Consider the following 12,609-nt stretch of genomic DNA (forward strand, 5'->3'; position numbering starts at 1 on the left):
TAATCGGCTGAAGCCCGCTCTGGCGGATTAGCGATCGGCGCGGGGAGAGAGACGGGAGCGACAAGGGCTTTTGGGTCGCCCGCTCCCGTCCCGAGTTTTGACCCACTCTCTTCCCCCAGCCGCTCGGACCGAGCGCGCGCAGCCGGCGACCGTGCCGCGGCCCGGTGACCGGCAGGCGTAGCACTGTGTGATGGAGCCGGGTCACCAGGAGCGGGAGGCCTGGCCGGTGATGGGGCGTGATCCGCCCTTGCGGTACTTGCCGTACCAGCGGCTGACGACCCGGTCCATCGCTGGCGATCGCATGGCCTTGACGCGCTCGCGCACGACTGCCTCGCCTGGGTCGACGGTGATGATCTCGGCACCGAGTCGCTGGTAGTTGGTGCGCGCCTGTGGGCTGGGCATGGTGTGGATGAGGTACACGTCGACCTCGTCCAGGTGCTTGACGGCCTCGTCGATGGCGGCATAGCGGGCGCGGCGTGCGACCTGGTTGGCGATCGGGTCGTGGTTCCACTGGGGTGCGCCGGGGCCGGTGAGGGCGAGGGTGATGCGGTCCAGGTCGATGATGATGTCGCGGGCTGAGGCGCGGGCCTGGATCCAGCTGCTCTTACCTGCGGCCGGCGGGCCGGTGATGACGTACAGCACGGCGCGTCACCTCCGGGTCATGGCCGCCAGTCCTCGCGGTAGCCGGGCCGTTGGTCGTAGCCCGTGGCCATGAACTGGATCTGCTTGGCCACTGCGCCTTCGGCGAGCACGTAGGCCGCGTCACCCTGTCGAGTGTGCTGCCGGACTTGCTCGTAGTGAGCGAGCGCGCCGCGCTTCGCTTCGATCTCGCGGAGCAGGCGGGCAGGGACGCCGCAGTCGCACGGGTAGGTCTCGCGGTCCGGGTAGAGGATGTCGGGCAGTGCATCGCAGTTGCGGGCGTGCCAGGTCTTGTCCCCGTACTCGACGGCGATCTCGGCTGCGTCGACATCGAGCTGTTCGTACAGCCATGCGGTCAGTTCCACCATGGTCACCTCCGCGTCCTGCACCAGGTGTTGCCGCACTCGATCAGGTCGGGGTCACTGTACGTGTCTGTGAAGCTGGTGGGTGGTGGGCTCGGTGGCATGCCGAGGCTCTCTTCCAGCCGCCGGGTCTTCGAGTAGGACGCGCGGTCGTGGGTCGGGCAGCGCCGGGTGATGCGGTGCAGGAGCTGGCTGACGGCGTACAGCACGGTGCGTCATGCCTTCCCGATGGCGCGGAGGACGATGTCGGCGATGTCCTCGACGTCCGCGGCCCAGGCGTTGCCCTCCTGTGCCTGCTCGGGTGTGGCTCCCTCGAGGCGTCCCCAGATGCGGGTGACCGGGTGGTGTGGGGCGATGTCTCGGAGCGCGTCGATGATGCGCTGCCGGTCGGTGCGTCCGGGTGTGCAGTCGTCGATGTGGATGGCGATGGTCTCGGCCGCCCTGCGGGTGCCGTCGCTGTCGTTGCCGCCGCAGGCTCGGCCGTGGGAGCCGCAGCCGTCACAGCGCCAGGAGCGGCCGTCGTGCTCTGGGTATGCGATGGGCCGTCCCATGGCTTACGCCTGTGTGGCGGGGTCGGTGCCGGTGTCGCCGGCCGCGAGGCGTTCGGGCTGGCGGCAGGCGTCGACGTCGCAGGGTGAGCTGGCCTCGGTGTGCCAGCACTGCACGGTGGACTCGGGGGTGGGGCGGTAGACGTCGATGCCGTCCACGCCTGTGAGCAGGAGCACCGTGACGTCGGGGAGCTGGGTGTGCAGACGCTCCTTGATGGCGTGCGCTTCGGCCTGGCTGATCCTGGGGGTGTTCAGGCGTACGAGGAGGGTGTCGCCGGGGCGGATGACGGTGAGGTCGGCGGTGAGGCGTACGTCGATGGCGGTGGGGTCGGTGGCGCTCACGGCTACCAGCTCCGGGGGTGGGTGCGGTGTCCGATGCAGGTCCAGTTGTGGCGGCGCAGGAGGCGGCAGGCGAGGCGGCCGGGTGCGCGGGCTGCGACGGAGCTGGGGTCGTCGAGTGCGTTGCGGAGCCAGCGCTCGAGGCCTGTCGCCTCGGGCCGGTACCAGCGGAGCACGATGATGCGGTTGGACCGTAGGGCGGCTCGGATGCGGCGTACGAGGTCCGCGTGGGCCTGATCGGGTGTGGCCATGGTCACCACTCTCGTGAGGTCTGCTCGCCGGGGCTGATGGTGCTCAATGGCGGTGCGTGGTGGGGCGCTTCGGTGAGGCTGGCTTCAGTGAGGGCGAGGTCCAGGACGATGGCCATGGGTACGTGAACGGCCTCGGGGGTGAGGGTGGGCTCTGGCTCTCTGCCGTGCCACACCTCGGTCATGTCCTGGCCGTCGACCGTCAGGGCGCGGATCGGGTTGTGGCTGGACTCCATGTCGACGAGGGTGACCTGCTGTTCGAGGGCAGGTAGCAGGTGGCGGCGGACCAGCGGGGCGAGCGGGAAGGCGACCTTGGTGTGGTCGATGTGCCGGGCCTCGCAGTAGTCCAGCCAGTCGTCTGGCGTGCTGCCGTCGTTGAAGCCCCACTTGGAGAGCAGGCTGCTGCTGAACAGCGTCAGGAGTGGCAGGGCCATAGTCACCACCTCCGTGAGGCGCGTACGGGCTGGCGTACGGCGGTGGTGCGGTTGCCGCGCCTGCTGTTGCAGCGGCGGTGTGCGCTGCGGGCGTTGGCGGGGTCGAGGAGGTCGCCGCCGCGGCTGAGGGGGACGAGGTGGTCGAGGGTGAAGGCGTCGCGGTGGCGTCCGGCGAGGCGGCCGGTGATGTCGTAGCGGATGGCGCCGCCGCACAGCCAGCACGGGAGCAGGAGGGCGCGCTGCTTGACGCAGAGTCTGCGGTAGGGGCGGCCGTTGCGCGGGTTGGCGGCCACGCGGACTACGCCGATCCCGGGTCGGGGCGTTGCCGGAGCTTGTCCATCTGGTGCTTGATCTCCTGGCCCACGGCGACGTCGGGGCCGAGGTCGAGGTGCACGTCGTACGTCGCGGGCTCGCCGTTGGCGGGTGCCTGGCCGGGTGTGAGGGCGGCGGCGACGCGTGCCCACATCTCGGCGAGCTGCCGGGCGGTGGTGGAACGGGCCTGGTGCTCCTGGGTGTTGACGCGCTCCTCGGCCACGCGTGAGCGCAGGTAGTCGCTGGCCCCGTGCTCCGTGACGTAGGCCTCGCTGCGTAGGGCGTCGTCGGCAGCAGCCTCGGCCTTGAAGGCCCATGCGACAGCGGACTCTTGGGCGGTGCGGTGCTGCTCGGCCTGCCAGTCGGCGTGCGTGTGCGTGGGCTCGGGCATGGGGTTGCTCCTGCGGGGTGGGGTTGATCGGCGCCCCGGGCTGGGCCTGGGGCGCCGTCACGGTCCTTGCGGATACCGCGACCAGGAGCTGCTCCGGGGTGCACCAGGTACGGGAGGGCCGGAGTGCCTTCCTGGACTGTTGGGCCCGCCGCCGGGCTGCTGGTGTCCCAGCTGAGCGGCCTGCTGGGTGGCGGGTGTCTGGGCACGGCGAAGGCCCCGGAGTTCAGGTCTCCGGGGCCTTCGCTGTGCGGTGTGTGGTGTCCGTGTTGTGGACATGGTTGTGCGCAGAGATCGTTACACCGCGCTGACCTGCGCGTCAAGCGAACTCGCGGACGGGTGTTCGAGGTTGCCTGGGTGGCCGGAGCGGGTGGCACGTTCGTTGTGCAGCCGTTTGACGTCGTCGATCTTGTAGAGGGGGTGCCGGTCGGTGCCGCCGCTGGGCTTGAGGTGGCCTCGGTGGACGAGGATGCGGAGGTTGCCGCGGGTGACGCCGAGGAGGGTGGCGGTCTGTTCGGCGTCGAGGTGGCCGGGCGGCACGTGCTGGGGCATGTGATCCATGGTGCAGCAGAGGCGGTGAGGTGCGCTGGGGGCTGCCGGGGTGGAATACGTTCGGTCACGAACTCGTCACTCCCACACGGCGCATACGGTGCGCCCGCCACAATCACGCGCATGTCAGACACCGTCGCCACAGGCTGGCGACCCTCGCGTACGCAGAAGATCATTGCCGTACTGCTGCTCCTCATCGTCTGGACCGCGATGGCGGGCTCTTGGACGGACAAGGGCTGCTCGATGCCTCAGGGCTACGTGTTCGTGATCAGCCACGGCGGGAGCCCCGACCAGGACCAGGGCTGCGAGGACGAGCCAGGCGGCCCGGCGTACACCGACCAGTACTACGGCTGACGCGCGTGGTTGAGCCCAGCACCGCCGCTGCCTCCGGTCTCGTGAAGGTCGTGAGCGGCGTGGTGGCGAAGAAGCTGACCTCGAACACGGGCACCCGGCTCGGCGGCCGCGACGAGCGCCGGCAGGTGTACGCCCGTTTCCAGGCGGCGACCATGGAGGCCGTCTCGTACGCCGCGTTGCTGCGCGTGGAGGCCAAGCACTCGTGGCCGCTGATGGGCGCGCGCCGGATGCGCGAGCTCGCGCTGATGACGCATGAGCGCCGCGCCGAACTGTTCGCCGCCTACTTCGAGTTGCGGCTGGTGGCGAATCCTGTGCCGCTCAGCGCGGGCGAGGATGCGATGACGGCGGCCGCGGAGCTCCTCGAGGGCTTGCCCAGCCGGAAGCGGAAGGACTTCGACGCTGCCGCGGAGCGGGCGGTGGAGGCGCAGCGGGTGTTCACCGACGTGTGCCAGTACGACCTTTGGTACCTGCCGCAGCCGTGGCAGGTACACCGGCGGGTGGCCCGCTGGTGGAAGGGCCGCAAGGAACACAGGCGCAGCCAGGCATGAGAGGCCCCGCCGCCCGGATGCTGGGCGGCGGGGCCTTCGCGATGCGTCAGCGAGTGCCGGCGTCGTAGGTGCGTCGGCTGGCGTTGTGGACTCGTCGGCCGATGCGCAGCCGGAGCTTGTGTCCGCGGCAGCGGGGGCATGTCCGTGGCTTCCCGAACCGCAGGATGCCGCCGGTCCCGCGGCACCTGCGGCAGGGGCCGAACGGCTTCACGGCGCATAGCACTGCGTAACAGCCGAGGGCGGCGATGAGGGCGGCGCTAGCGGTCAGCATGGGGGTCCTCTTACTGTCTGGGCTGCCTGTTTCCCGTTTCCCGGGCCGCTGCTGCTAGGCGCTAGGTAACAGGTCAGGGGCGTGTTGTGGTGCTAGCAGAGGTGCTAGGCCTAGCACCATGGGGTGCTAGGCCTAGTGGCCGTCCGTGGGCTATGCGGCGATCCGGTCGGCGTCACGCCGGGTGAGCGCGGCGGCGACGTCGGCGCGCTTGATGCCGCGCTTGGTGGTGCCCCTGCCGTCGTCGTCGGTGGCCCACACGTCGGCCGTGGTGACCCCCCACGGTTTCAGCGCCGGGGCGACGCGGGCGGTCGTCCACTCGCCGTAGACGTCCGGCCAGGACTCGGCGAGGCGGGCGGCGATCCGCTCGCACCACAGCTGCTCCTCGTCCGGCCGGAACGTCTTCAGCATGTCGCCGAGGACGTCCATGCCGCGGCTCTCGCTGGGGCCTTCGCCGATCGCGTGCCCGGTGATGTTGCCGTAGGCCTCGCGGAGCTGGCGGGCGCGTGCCACGACCAGCTCGGCCGCCGGGCCATCCACGAACGCGGACGCGGCGATGAGCGGGTCGTCGCCCTCGCCGGACATCCAGCAGATGCCGCGGTCGGAGCGGCTGAACATGGTGGCGCGGATGCCGGACTTGTAGGCGCCGGTGCCAAGCACCATGTCGTTCGCGGTGTGGCTCATGACCTTCAGACAGAACCTCAGGATGGCGTTCGCGCTGATGCCGGGCGGCAGGCTCTTGGCGTCGGGGCGCTGGGTGGCGAAGATGCCGATGATGCCGAGGGCCGGGCCGCGCTTGGCGATGTCGGTGCAGATGGACTCCAGCTCGGCGCCGTACTTCTCGTGCTCGAAGGGGACCTGGCACTCGTCGAAGCCCACGACGATCGGGTGGAGTCCGAGGCTCTTGTCGCTGGCGAGGGCGGGGGTGACCTTCGACTCGGGGCAGCGGGACTTGGGCAGGCTGCGGATCACCTTCGCCCGCCGCCGCAGCTCCTCCTTCAGCTCCCGCATGGCGTGCAGGACGTATAGGAGGTCTTCGTCTTCCTCACCGGACCGGTAGCGGTGGCAGACGGGCTCGAGGGGGCCGAGGTCGCCGGTGCCCTTGAAGTCGAAGCCGAGGACCGATGCGCGGGGGTCGAGGGCGGCGATGAGCAGCAGGAGCCGCAGGAGGAACGTCTTGCCCATGCGGGGGACGGAGCCGATGACGACGGAGACGAACATGAGGCAGACTGCGATGTCCCGCATCCGCTGGTCGTTGCCGAAGACGACGGGCTTGAACAGGTCGACCTCGCCCTCCTTCAGCAGCGGCCACGGCGGCTTGGTGGTCTCGTTCATGGGCTTGTCGCCCACCCACAGGATCAGGCGGCCTTCGTGCTCGTCGGGGTCGCCGGAGGGCCACACGCAGCCCAGCTTGCGGCGCAGGCCGGAGGCGAGGGCCTGGCGCTCCTCCATCACGTCCTCGGGGACGACGCCGTAGGGCAGGTCGAGGTCGGCGCGGTAGCCGGGGCCGTCGCGGGTGATCTCGCTGGTGAAGCGCATGCCGTTCATGTCGCCGCCCTTCTTCACCGCGGCCGAGATCTTCGGGTTGCCGATCGAGTCGAGGGCGCGCAGCACGATCAGGCCGGTGAGCTTCTGGAGTTCGGTGCGCATCACGGCCGGGCCGATGACGGGGGCGTCGGGCTGCTGGCCGAAGTAGCCGAGGGTGAGGATGCCGCCGGCGGCGAAGAAGTACAGGAGCTCGGGGGCCATGACGTACAGCCACAGGGCGAAGCCGAGGCCGAACACCGCGGCGATGACGGTGACGAAGCCGCGCAGGCGGACGCGGCCGGCCCGCAGGCGGGCGAGGCGCATGTACTCCTCGGCGTCCTCCTGGCGGACGGCGTGGTCGCGGAGCGGGGCGGCTTCGCGGTCCCACACCCACCGGTTCGTCGAGGCGGTGACGCGGGCGGCGCCGCGCGGGGCCATGAGGGTGAGCTGCATGCCGTACCAGGGCGTGCGGAGTCCGTGGTAGGCGGTGGCGTATCCGGCGTGGCCCGCGGCGCGTTCGACGGTGGCGGCCAGGTCGCGGCGGGACCGCAGCCAGGGGGCGATGACCGGGCGGCGCTTCTCCGTGGTGACGCCAGGCTCGGGGAGCTTGGGATTGTCCACCGGTTCGGGAGCAGGGGCGGGCGCGGGGGGCGCCTGGGCCTCGGCGGTCTCAGTCTGGGGTGGGGCGAGCGTGTCCGTCATGCTGTGGGTCTCCGGTCGTTCTGTTGGGCGGTCCGGGGCCCGGGGACGGCCGTTGACTTGGCGGTTGAGGCCGTCCCCGGGGTGTAGCTACTTGCTGCCGGTGGCCCGGCGTCGGGCCCTGTCCTTGATCCGCTTGATGCGTCGGTCGATGTCCGGCTGGTCGGTGATGCCGGCGATGGCGCGCTTGATGCCGTGCGCCTCGATGGCGACGATGCGGGCCTTCTCCCAGGCGGTGAGCTTCGGTTCCTTGGCCACGGTCAGGTCTCCTAGCTGGGGTCGGCGGGCTGCGTCGAGACCGTCATGGAGAAGGTGACGGTGTAGTCGCCGTCGGGCTCGGTCTCGACGGTGCTTGCGACGGTAGGGACGTGGTCGTCGGGGTGGTCGAACTCGTCGGAGACGGTGCCGTTGCCGTAGCGGTAGCGCATGGTCGGGTCCTTTCGGATCGGGCCTGCCGGGCTGGCCGGCCCCACCGCGCCCCCGCAACCTCGGCCGTGACGACCGTGGTTGACGGAGGGCGGAAGGGCAGGTCAGCCCTTGCGGGAGGTGCGCCACATGTCGCGCAGGACGAGCAGGCAGATCACGAGGGCGACCACGGCGATGGCGAGCACGACGAGCGCGATCGACAGACCGATCAGGACGGCCACGACCACGAAGCCGACGACGACCAGGGCGACGAGCGCGAGGCATCCGCCGGCCAGGTACGCACCCCACGGCCGGGCGACGATCGGCTGCAACGGCGCCTGAGCAACCGGGGCCGGGGCCGGCGCGTACTGGACGGGCGCGGCGTACATGGGGTTGCCCGCGAGGTCGTAGCCGATCTGCTGCCGCTGTACGGGCTCGGTCACGGCGACCACGCCCGTACCCGGCGGGTGATCCGCGGCCACAGCCAGATACCGGCGGCGAACACGAGGACCGGGGGCTGCGAGACGAGCGCGGCGACCACGGCCAGGACGAGGGCCAGCAGCGCCGGGTAGGCGATGAGAAGCCCGAGGACGGCTCCGAAGATCAGACGCATCAGGGTGAGTCCTTCTGGTCGAGGAGTGCGCGCATCCGCTGCGCGCGGGACTGGCCGATGCGCAACTGCTTCTGCAGGATGCGCAGTCCGGCGGGGCGGCCATGGCGGGTGCGGTGGTCGTCGTCGACACGGCGCGCGTCGGGGAGCAGCGCGCGGTCGGCCGCGGCGTCGGGCTCGTCCGCATCCGCATCCGGGTCGGGTGCATCCGCCTCGTCCTCGCACGGCTCGCCGGTGTCGACTTGATCCCACAGGGCGTGGACCCCGAACAGGGTCTGAGCTGCGGCGGATGCGCTGCTGAGTGCGGGCGGTTGCGCGGGTGCGCTGAGGCGGAGGGCGACGCGGACCTGGGTGTCGGAGACGACGACGCCGTGGTCGGCCAGGAGGGCGCGCACCTCGTCGGGGCCGGCGCCCGGGTGCGCACCCGCGACGGCGACGACGGCGTCGACGGGCTGCATCTCACGCAGCTCCCGATAGGCGACGACGGGGGCCGGGCGCGGGGGTGTGGCGGGCTCGCGCATCTCCCAGGGGGAGGGCAGGTCGAGGGTGGCGAGTGCGCGCGAGTGCAGGCGGGCGGACAGCAGTTGCAGCAGCTGGCGGCGCTGGGCGGGGTGGGCGCCGACCTGGGCGCGGTCGATGGCGTGGGAGAGGCGGCGGGCGCGTCGGGTGTAGCCGCGGCCGCCGGGTGTGAGGTCGGCGAGGCGGGCGGCGTGTTCGACGGCGCGGGTGGTCCAGCGGTCGCGGGTGATCTGTTCCGCGGTACGGTCCCGGGTCGCGAGGCCGAGGCGGGACAGGAGGCGTTCGCGGAGCTCGCGGGCGATGACGGCGGGCAGGGACGCGGACAGGGCGCCGGGCTTGGCGTGCCAGAGCTCGAGGCCCATGGCGAGGTGCCACATGACGGCGGCGAGCACGGGTCCGATGAACGCCCGGACTGTGCCGCCGATCATCCCGGACTCGGCGTAGGCGGGGATGATTTGTACGAGGGTGATGACCCAGACGAGGACCCCGGCCGCGCCAGGTGTGCCGCGCTCGCGGAGGCTTTGGCGGGCCATCAGGCCGCAGGCGACGAGGGCGACTTCGGCGGCGGCGAACATGGCGGCGCGTTCGGTGGGGTCGCTCATGTCGAGGTGGTCGGCGGCGAACCGCCAGGAGGTGTCCCCTGAGTAGGCGGTGCATCCGGCGGCGGCGATGGCTGCGGCTGTGATGGCGAGCGGCGGCCGGGTGGTGCCGCGTACGGCGAGTGCGAGGGCCCACAGGGCGCCCGCCGCGATGACGAGCACGGCCATGGCTGCGATGGCGGCCGGCCAGGGGTTGGCGACCGACCACTGGGTGAGCTGGTCAGCGTTCACGTGGGGCTCCTCCGGGAGCGGGGGCCGTCCCCCGCGCTGGGGGGGGGAAGGTCGCGGGGGACGGCGGTCAGGTGGTCAGAGGGTGGAGAGGCACAGGGTGTAGCTGTCGACGCGGCGGACCGTCGTGGTCTCCGGCAGGTCTCCGCACGGCTCGGCACGGCGGGTGCGGTGGAGCGAGCCGACGATCCGCAGCACGCCGGGTGTTGTGCAGCTGCTCGGCGTGGTCGGCTGCCAGCTGGTGACGCACGAGCCGAGCGGCCAGGGGGATGTGGTCCCCTGCGGTGCGGTGCTGGTGGTCGTGTCCGGGGTGGGGCTGGCGGCCGGACTCGTCGGCGGTGCTGTGGTGCGCGCCGGGGCGCGCGTGTCGCTGAGCGAGGAGTCGTTGAGCAGCAGCCACGACGTGCCGGCGGCCACGGCACTGGACAGGGCGGCGATCAGCAGGCCGGCGCCGGCGACGCGGGCGGTGGTGCGCAGGCGGCTCATCAGAAGCCGTCCCTGTCCTCGTCCGGGTCGAAGTCGTCGTCGACCTCGTCGTCGGTTGCTCGGACGTTGTCGTGTTCGAGGTTCACCCAGGGCTCGGGATCGCCTGGGCGGCGCGGGTCCCACACCAGCTCGTCACCCGTGTTGGACTGGTGGATCATCGCTTGGCGCTGGATGCCGTTGTCGTCGTACGTGTGGGGGTACGGGTACTTGCCGCTCATCGCTGCCCCTCCGTGTCCTCGTCCGGCTCCGGCTGGGCCTCGGTGGTGTACGGGACGGGGTGGGCGTCGTCGCGGTGGCTCTCGCGCTGGAGCGCCGCACCGTCGTAGTCCTGGTCGGCGAGGCCGTGCAGCTCGGCAACTTCCTCCGGGGTGCTCGGCTGTCTGCTGCTCTGGCCTCCGTGGCCGCCTGCGGTCTCGCGGAGCTGGGCCGCGTACGCGCTGCGGCTGATGGGTCCGTCGATCTCTGGGGCCTTGGCGCGCAGGGCGGTGCCGAGGGGCGGGCTCATGGTGGTGACCTGGATGAGCGCGATGCGTCCCGTCGCGGTGAGGATCCTGTCGGGCCGGTGTGTCTCGAGGTGGTCGGCCATCTCCAGGAGCAGGCGGCGGACGAGGTCCTCGGTCTGACCGGAGGACAGGCGGTAGCTGGGGCGGTCGCTCATCAGATGCCCTTCGCTGCGGCGCGGAGACGGAGGGCGTACTCGCCGCGGCTGGTGCCGGTGTACGGCGGGAGCTCGGCGCGGGCTCGGAGCGTGGCGGTCTCGGCGACGACGGCCGGCAGCGTGCCGACGATCGTGGCGGCCGCCGTCTGTAGCGCGCGGTGCAGGCCGGTCTCGGTGACGGCGCGGGCGGGGTCCTGCTCGAGGACCCAGGCGGTCACGGTCAGGATCTGCGCGGCGTACGACGGCTCTCTGACGGCGGCCGGGAGGGCTGCCAGGGGTCGTGGCGCGTAGGTAAGGTCGGGCACGGTCGTTTCTCCTGGTGGCTCAGGTGATCCGGCTGGCCCCGGCAGGAGCAGCAACTCCTGCCGGGGCCGTCTTGCATCAGCAGTGCGGACTGCTTGCTCCCGACTGTAGGGGTCCCCTACGCTCAGGGCAAGCGGCCCACCGGATGAAAGGGCCGGGATGGGCGAAGAGGAGGTGCGCCGCGTGTCGGACGCTCTTGATGCGGTCGAGGAGATCGCGGACCGGGAGCAGCGGGTCAGGGCTCAGAGTCAGATCATGGCCGAGCAGATCAGGCGCAACAGGGAGTGGTCGCAGGAGCGCAGTGCGCTGATCCGTGAGCTGTGGGACGGCGGGAACGGGCTGTCCTACCGGCAGATCGCTGACCGGCTGAGCATCAAGCTGTCGACGGTGCAGGACGTGTTCCGCGGCTACACGGGTTCAGGGACGGTGCGGCCGAAGAAGGGCGAGGCCGAGGAGTAGCTAGACGTACGGGAGCCCTCGCCTCGCGGGTCGAGGTGGGGGCTCACTGCTGTCCGACCTAAGCTCCGTGCCCGTGACCGACATCGAACGCCTGATCCTGCTGGAGCGATCCGCCGAGACCGAGCGCGCCAAGCTCGCGGGTCTCATGGGGCCGGAGTATGAGGAGCAGTGGCGTGCCTGGCGGCGGGCGTCCGAGGCGGTGCAAGCGGCGATCACCGAGCATGCGACCGCGACCGACCAGAACCGGTACGAGGTGGAGCAGGCAGTGAAGGCGGCGGTGCGGCACGCGGAGGAGGACCCGGCCGGGTAGGCGCCGCTGACTGTCGGGCCCCCGGCTCGACGGGGCGGGGGCCCGATGTAAGAATCGAACGTATGAACGAGATGCTGCCCCCGGATCCTGCGCGCCTGCGCGTGATCTTGGCGCACCTCGAGCAGCAGCTCGCGAACGAAGAGACCGTGGTCACCTACCTGCGGCTCCAGCGCGACGCCGTCCAGCGTGCTCTCGCCGCCGTCGGCCAGCAGCAGCGGACCCGGCAGCGGGAGGACCGCGGCCTCGGGAAGCGGGATCGCCGCCTCGGTGACGGGAAGGGCTTCATGGCGGAGCAGGTGATGCGCCCCCTGCGGCATGTGGCGCTGCATGTCGACGACTGCCCGATGGCCAACGGGCCGACGCGCGTGATCACCGAGGCGGAGCTGCGGACCAGTCTCCATGATCCGGAAGCGTTCCATCTGTGCGAGTTCTGCCAGCCTCAGGAACGGCTTGACGAAGTGTCCGCCTGACGGCGGTCCACCGGTGGCCTCTGAGTTATCCACAGGCCGGAGCGGGATCTCGGCATCCGCTCTACCGTGGCGCTCCTGTTGATCACAAGGGGGGCGTTATGCACAGGCACGGCACCGTGTTCGAGGACCTCGCTGTCGAGGTCATGGCCCAGTTGCCGAGCGACGATGCGCGGCGCGAGGTGCTCGCGCTCATCGAGGTCGTACGGGCGGATCCGTGGGCGTGGCCGGACGTACGGGACCCCGGCAGCGTTGAGGAGATCCGCGAGGCGTTCGGGCCGCTCTGCTGGATCCAGTACATGCCGCATGCCGGGGCCGTCGAAGTCCGGGAGATCGGGTGGGCTGGGTGA

The 12,609-nt window shown here is 71.2% G+C and carries 26 protein-coding genes; 6 read left to right on the forward strand and 20 right to left on the reverse strand.

From position 1 onward, the window contains the following. Positions 1–201 precede the first annotated feature (201 nt). The 10 genes from OG246_RS15200 to OG246_RS15245 form a co-directional block, all read right to left on the reverse strand. A complete protein-coding gene (locus OG246_RS15200) occupies positions 202–642 on the reverse strand; it encodes a hypothetical protein (RefSeq protein ID WP_266461543.1) in 441 nt (146 codons plus the stop codon). A gap of 17 nt (positions 643–659) precedes the next feature. Further along, on the reverse strand, positions 660–1,007 hold the full coding sequence (locus OG246_RS15205) for a DUF6221 family protein (protein WP_266461545.1): 348 nt from the start codon (positions 1,005–1,007) through the stop codon (positions 660–662). Positions 1,008–1,009: 2 nt separating this feature from the next. Then, positions 1,010–1,210 (reverse strand): hypothetical protein, encoded by a 201-nt coding sequence (locus tag OG246_RS15210; protein WP_266461547.1) that lies wholly within the window; start codon positions 1,208–1,210, stop codon positions 1,010–1,012. Between the two features lie 6 nt (positions 1,211–1,216). Beyond that, positions 1,217–1,552 (reverse strand): hypothetical protein, encoded by a 336-nt coding sequence (locus OG246_RS15215; protein WP_266461549.1) that lies wholly within the window; start codon positions 1,550–1,552, stop codon positions 1,217–1,219. A 3-nt stretch (positions 1,553–1,555) separates the two neighbouring features. Beyond that, complete coding sequence (locus OG246_RS15220; protein ID WP_266461551.1) at positions 1,556–1,891, reverse strand: hypothetical protein; 336 nt, start codon at positions 1,889–1,891, stop codon at positions 1,556–1,558. 2 nt (positions 1,892–1,893) lie between these two features. Continuing rightward, positions 1,894–2,139, reverse strand: a complete 246-nt coding sequence (locus OG246_RS15225; protein ID WP_266461552.1) for a hypothetical protein — start codon at positions 2,137–2,139, stop codon at positions 1,894–1,896. A 2-nt stretch (positions 2,140–2,141) separates the two neighbouring features. Then, positions 2,142–2,570, reverse strand: coding sequence for a hypothetical protein (locus OG246_RS15230; protein ID WP_266461554.1), 429 nt, complete (start codon positions 2,568–2,570; stop codon positions 2,142–2,144). A 2-nt stretch (positions 2,571–2,572) separates the two neighbouring features. After that, on the reverse strand, positions 2,573–2,863 hold the full coding sequence (locus tag OG246_RS15235; protein WP_266461557.1) for an HNH endonuclease: 291 nt from the start codon (positions 2,861–2,863) through the stop codon (positions 2,573–2,575). Positions 2,864–2,868: 5 nt separating this feature from the next. Continuing rightward, positions 2,869–3,273 carry a hypothetical protein gene (locus tag OG246_RS15240; RefSeq protein ID WP_266461560.1) on the reverse strand — a complete coding sequence of 135 codons (405 nt, stop codon included), beginning with the start codon at positions 3,271–3,273 and terminating at the stop codon, positions 2,869–2,871. A 294-nt stretch (positions 3,274–3,567) separates the two neighbouring features. Further along, complete coding sequence (locus OG246_RS15245) at positions 3,568–3,822, reverse strand: hypothetical protein (protein ID WP_266461564.1); 255 nt, start codon at positions 3,820–3,822, stop codon at positions 3,568–3,570. A gap of 120 nt (positions 3,823–3,942) precedes the next feature. Between OG246_RS15245 and OG246_RS15250 the strand changes: the two genes are divergently transcribed. Beyond that, positions 3,943–4,173: a hypothetical protein gene (locus OG246_RS15250; RefSeq protein ID WP_266461566.1), complete on the forward strand. Its 231-nt coding sequence runs from the start codon at positions 3,943–3,945 to the stop codon at positions 4,171–4,173. 5 nt (positions 4,174–4,178) lie between these two features. Beyond that, complete coding sequence (locus OG246_RS15255; protein ID WP_266461569.1) at positions 4,179–4,721, forward strand: hypothetical protein; 543 nt, start codon at positions 4,179–4,181, stop codon at positions 4,719–4,721. A gap of 421 nt (positions 4,722–5,142) precedes the next feature. Here OG246_RS15255 and OG246_RS15265 read toward each other — a convergent pair whose 3' ends face one another. The 10 genes from OG246_RS15265 to OG246_RS15310 all read right to left on the reverse strand — a co-directional run bounded on the left by OG246_RS15265 (position 5,143) and on the right by OG246_RS15310 (position 11,025). Beyond that, positions 5,143–7,218: a cell division protein FtsK gene (locus OG246_RS15265; protein WP_266461575.1), complete on the reverse strand. Its 2,076-nt coding sequence runs from the start codon at positions 7,216–7,218 to the stop codon at positions 5,143–5,145. An 87-nt stretch (positions 7,219–7,305) separates the two neighbouring features. Then, the gene (locus tag OG246_RS15270) at positions 7,306–7,473 is read right to left on the reverse strand and encodes a DUF6257 family protein (RefSeq protein ID WP_266461578.1); all 168 of its coding nucleotides are present in this window, start codon (positions 7,471–7,473) and stop codon (positions 7,306–7,308) included. Between the two features lie 11 nt (positions 7,474–7,484). Next, positions 7,485–7,643, reverse strand: coding sequence for a hypothetical protein (locus OG246_RS15275; protein ID WP_266461581.1), 159 nt, complete (start codon positions 7,641–7,643; stop codon positions 7,485–7,487). 102 nt (positions 7,644–7,745) lie between these two features. After that, positions 7,746–8,063, reverse strand: a complete 318-nt coding sequence (locus OG246_RS15280; protein WP_266461585.1) for a hypothetical protein — start codon at positions 8,061–8,063, stop codon at positions 7,746–7,748. Next, positions 8,060–8,233 (reverse strand): hypothetical protein, encoded by a 174-nt coding sequence (locus tag OG246_RS15285; protein ID WP_266464389.1) that lies wholly within the window; start codon positions 8,231–8,233, stop codon positions 8,060–8,062. Before OG246_RS15285 ends, OG246_RS15280 begins: the two co-directional genes overlap by 4 nt. Next, positions 8,233–9,579 (reverse strand): hypothetical protein, encoded by a 1,347-nt coding sequence (locus OG246_RS15290; protein ID WP_266461589.1) that lies wholly within the window; start codon positions 9,577–9,579, stop codon positions 8,233–8,235. The genes OG246_RS15285 and OG246_RS15290 overlap by 1 nt, the downstream gene beginning before the upstream one ends. A gap of 75 nt (positions 9,580–9,654) precedes the next feature. Then, positions 9,655–10,062, reverse strand: a complete 408-nt coding sequence (locus OG246_RS15295) for a hypothetical protein (protein ID WP_266461592.1) — start codon at positions 10,060–10,062, stop codon at positions 9,655–9,657. Further along, positions 10,062–10,280 (reverse strand): hypothetical protein, encoded by a 219-nt coding sequence (locus OG246_RS15300; RefSeq protein WP_266461595.1) that lies wholly within the window; start codon positions 10,278–10,280, stop codon positions 10,062–10,064. The genes OG246_RS15295 and OG246_RS15300 overlap by 1 nt, the downstream gene beginning before the upstream one ends. Then, positions 10,277–10,720, reverse strand: coding sequence for a hypothetical protein (locus tag OG246_RS15305; RefSeq protein WP_266461598.1), 444 nt, complete (start codon positions 10,718–10,720; stop codon positions 10,277–10,279). Before OG246_RS15305 ends, OG246_RS15300 begins: the two co-directional genes overlap by 4 nt. Continuing rightward, complete coding sequence (locus OG246_RS15310; RefSeq protein ID WP_266461601.1) at positions 10,720–11,025, reverse strand: hypothetical protein; 306 nt, start codon at positions 11,023–11,025, stop codon at positions 10,720–10,722. The genes OG246_RS15305 and OG246_RS15310 overlap by 1 nt, the downstream gene beginning before the upstream one ends. 181 nt (positions 11,026–11,206) lie before the next feature. Between OG246_RS15310 and OG246_RS15315 the strand changes: the two genes are divergently transcribed. The 4 genes from OG246_RS15315 (at position 11,207) to OG246_RS15330 (ending at position 12,609) form a co-directional block, all read left to right on the forward strand. After that, on the forward strand, positions 11,207–11,482 hold the full coding sequence (locus OG246_RS15315) for a helix-turn-helix domain-containing protein (protein WP_266461604.1): 276 nt from the start codon (positions 11,207–11,209) through the stop codon (positions 11,480–11,482). A gap of 73 nt (positions 11,483–11,555) precedes the next feature. Further along, on the forward strand, positions 11,556–11,792 hold the full coding sequence (locus OG246_RS15320) for a hypothetical protein (RefSeq protein ID WP_266461606.1): 237 nt from the start codon (positions 11,556–11,558) through the stop codon (positions 11,790–11,792). A gap of 62 nt (positions 11,793–11,854) precedes the next feature. Then, entirely contained in the window at positions 11,855–12,262 is a 408-nt protein-coding gene (locus OG246_RS15325) for a DUF6233 domain-containing protein (RefSeq protein ID WP_266461609.1), read from the forward strand. Positions 12,263–12,360: 98 nt separating this feature from the next. After that, on the forward strand, positions 12,361–12,609 hold the full coding sequence (locus OG246_RS15330) for a hypothetical protein (RefSeq protein WP_266461613.1): 249 nt from the start codon (positions 12,361–12,363) through the stop codon (positions 12,607–12,609).

The organism is Streptomyces sp. NBC_00620, from assembly GCF_026341825.1.
Taxonomy (GTDB): domain Bacteria; phylum Actinomycetota; class Actinomycetes; order Streptomycetales; family Streptomycetaceae; genus Streptomyces.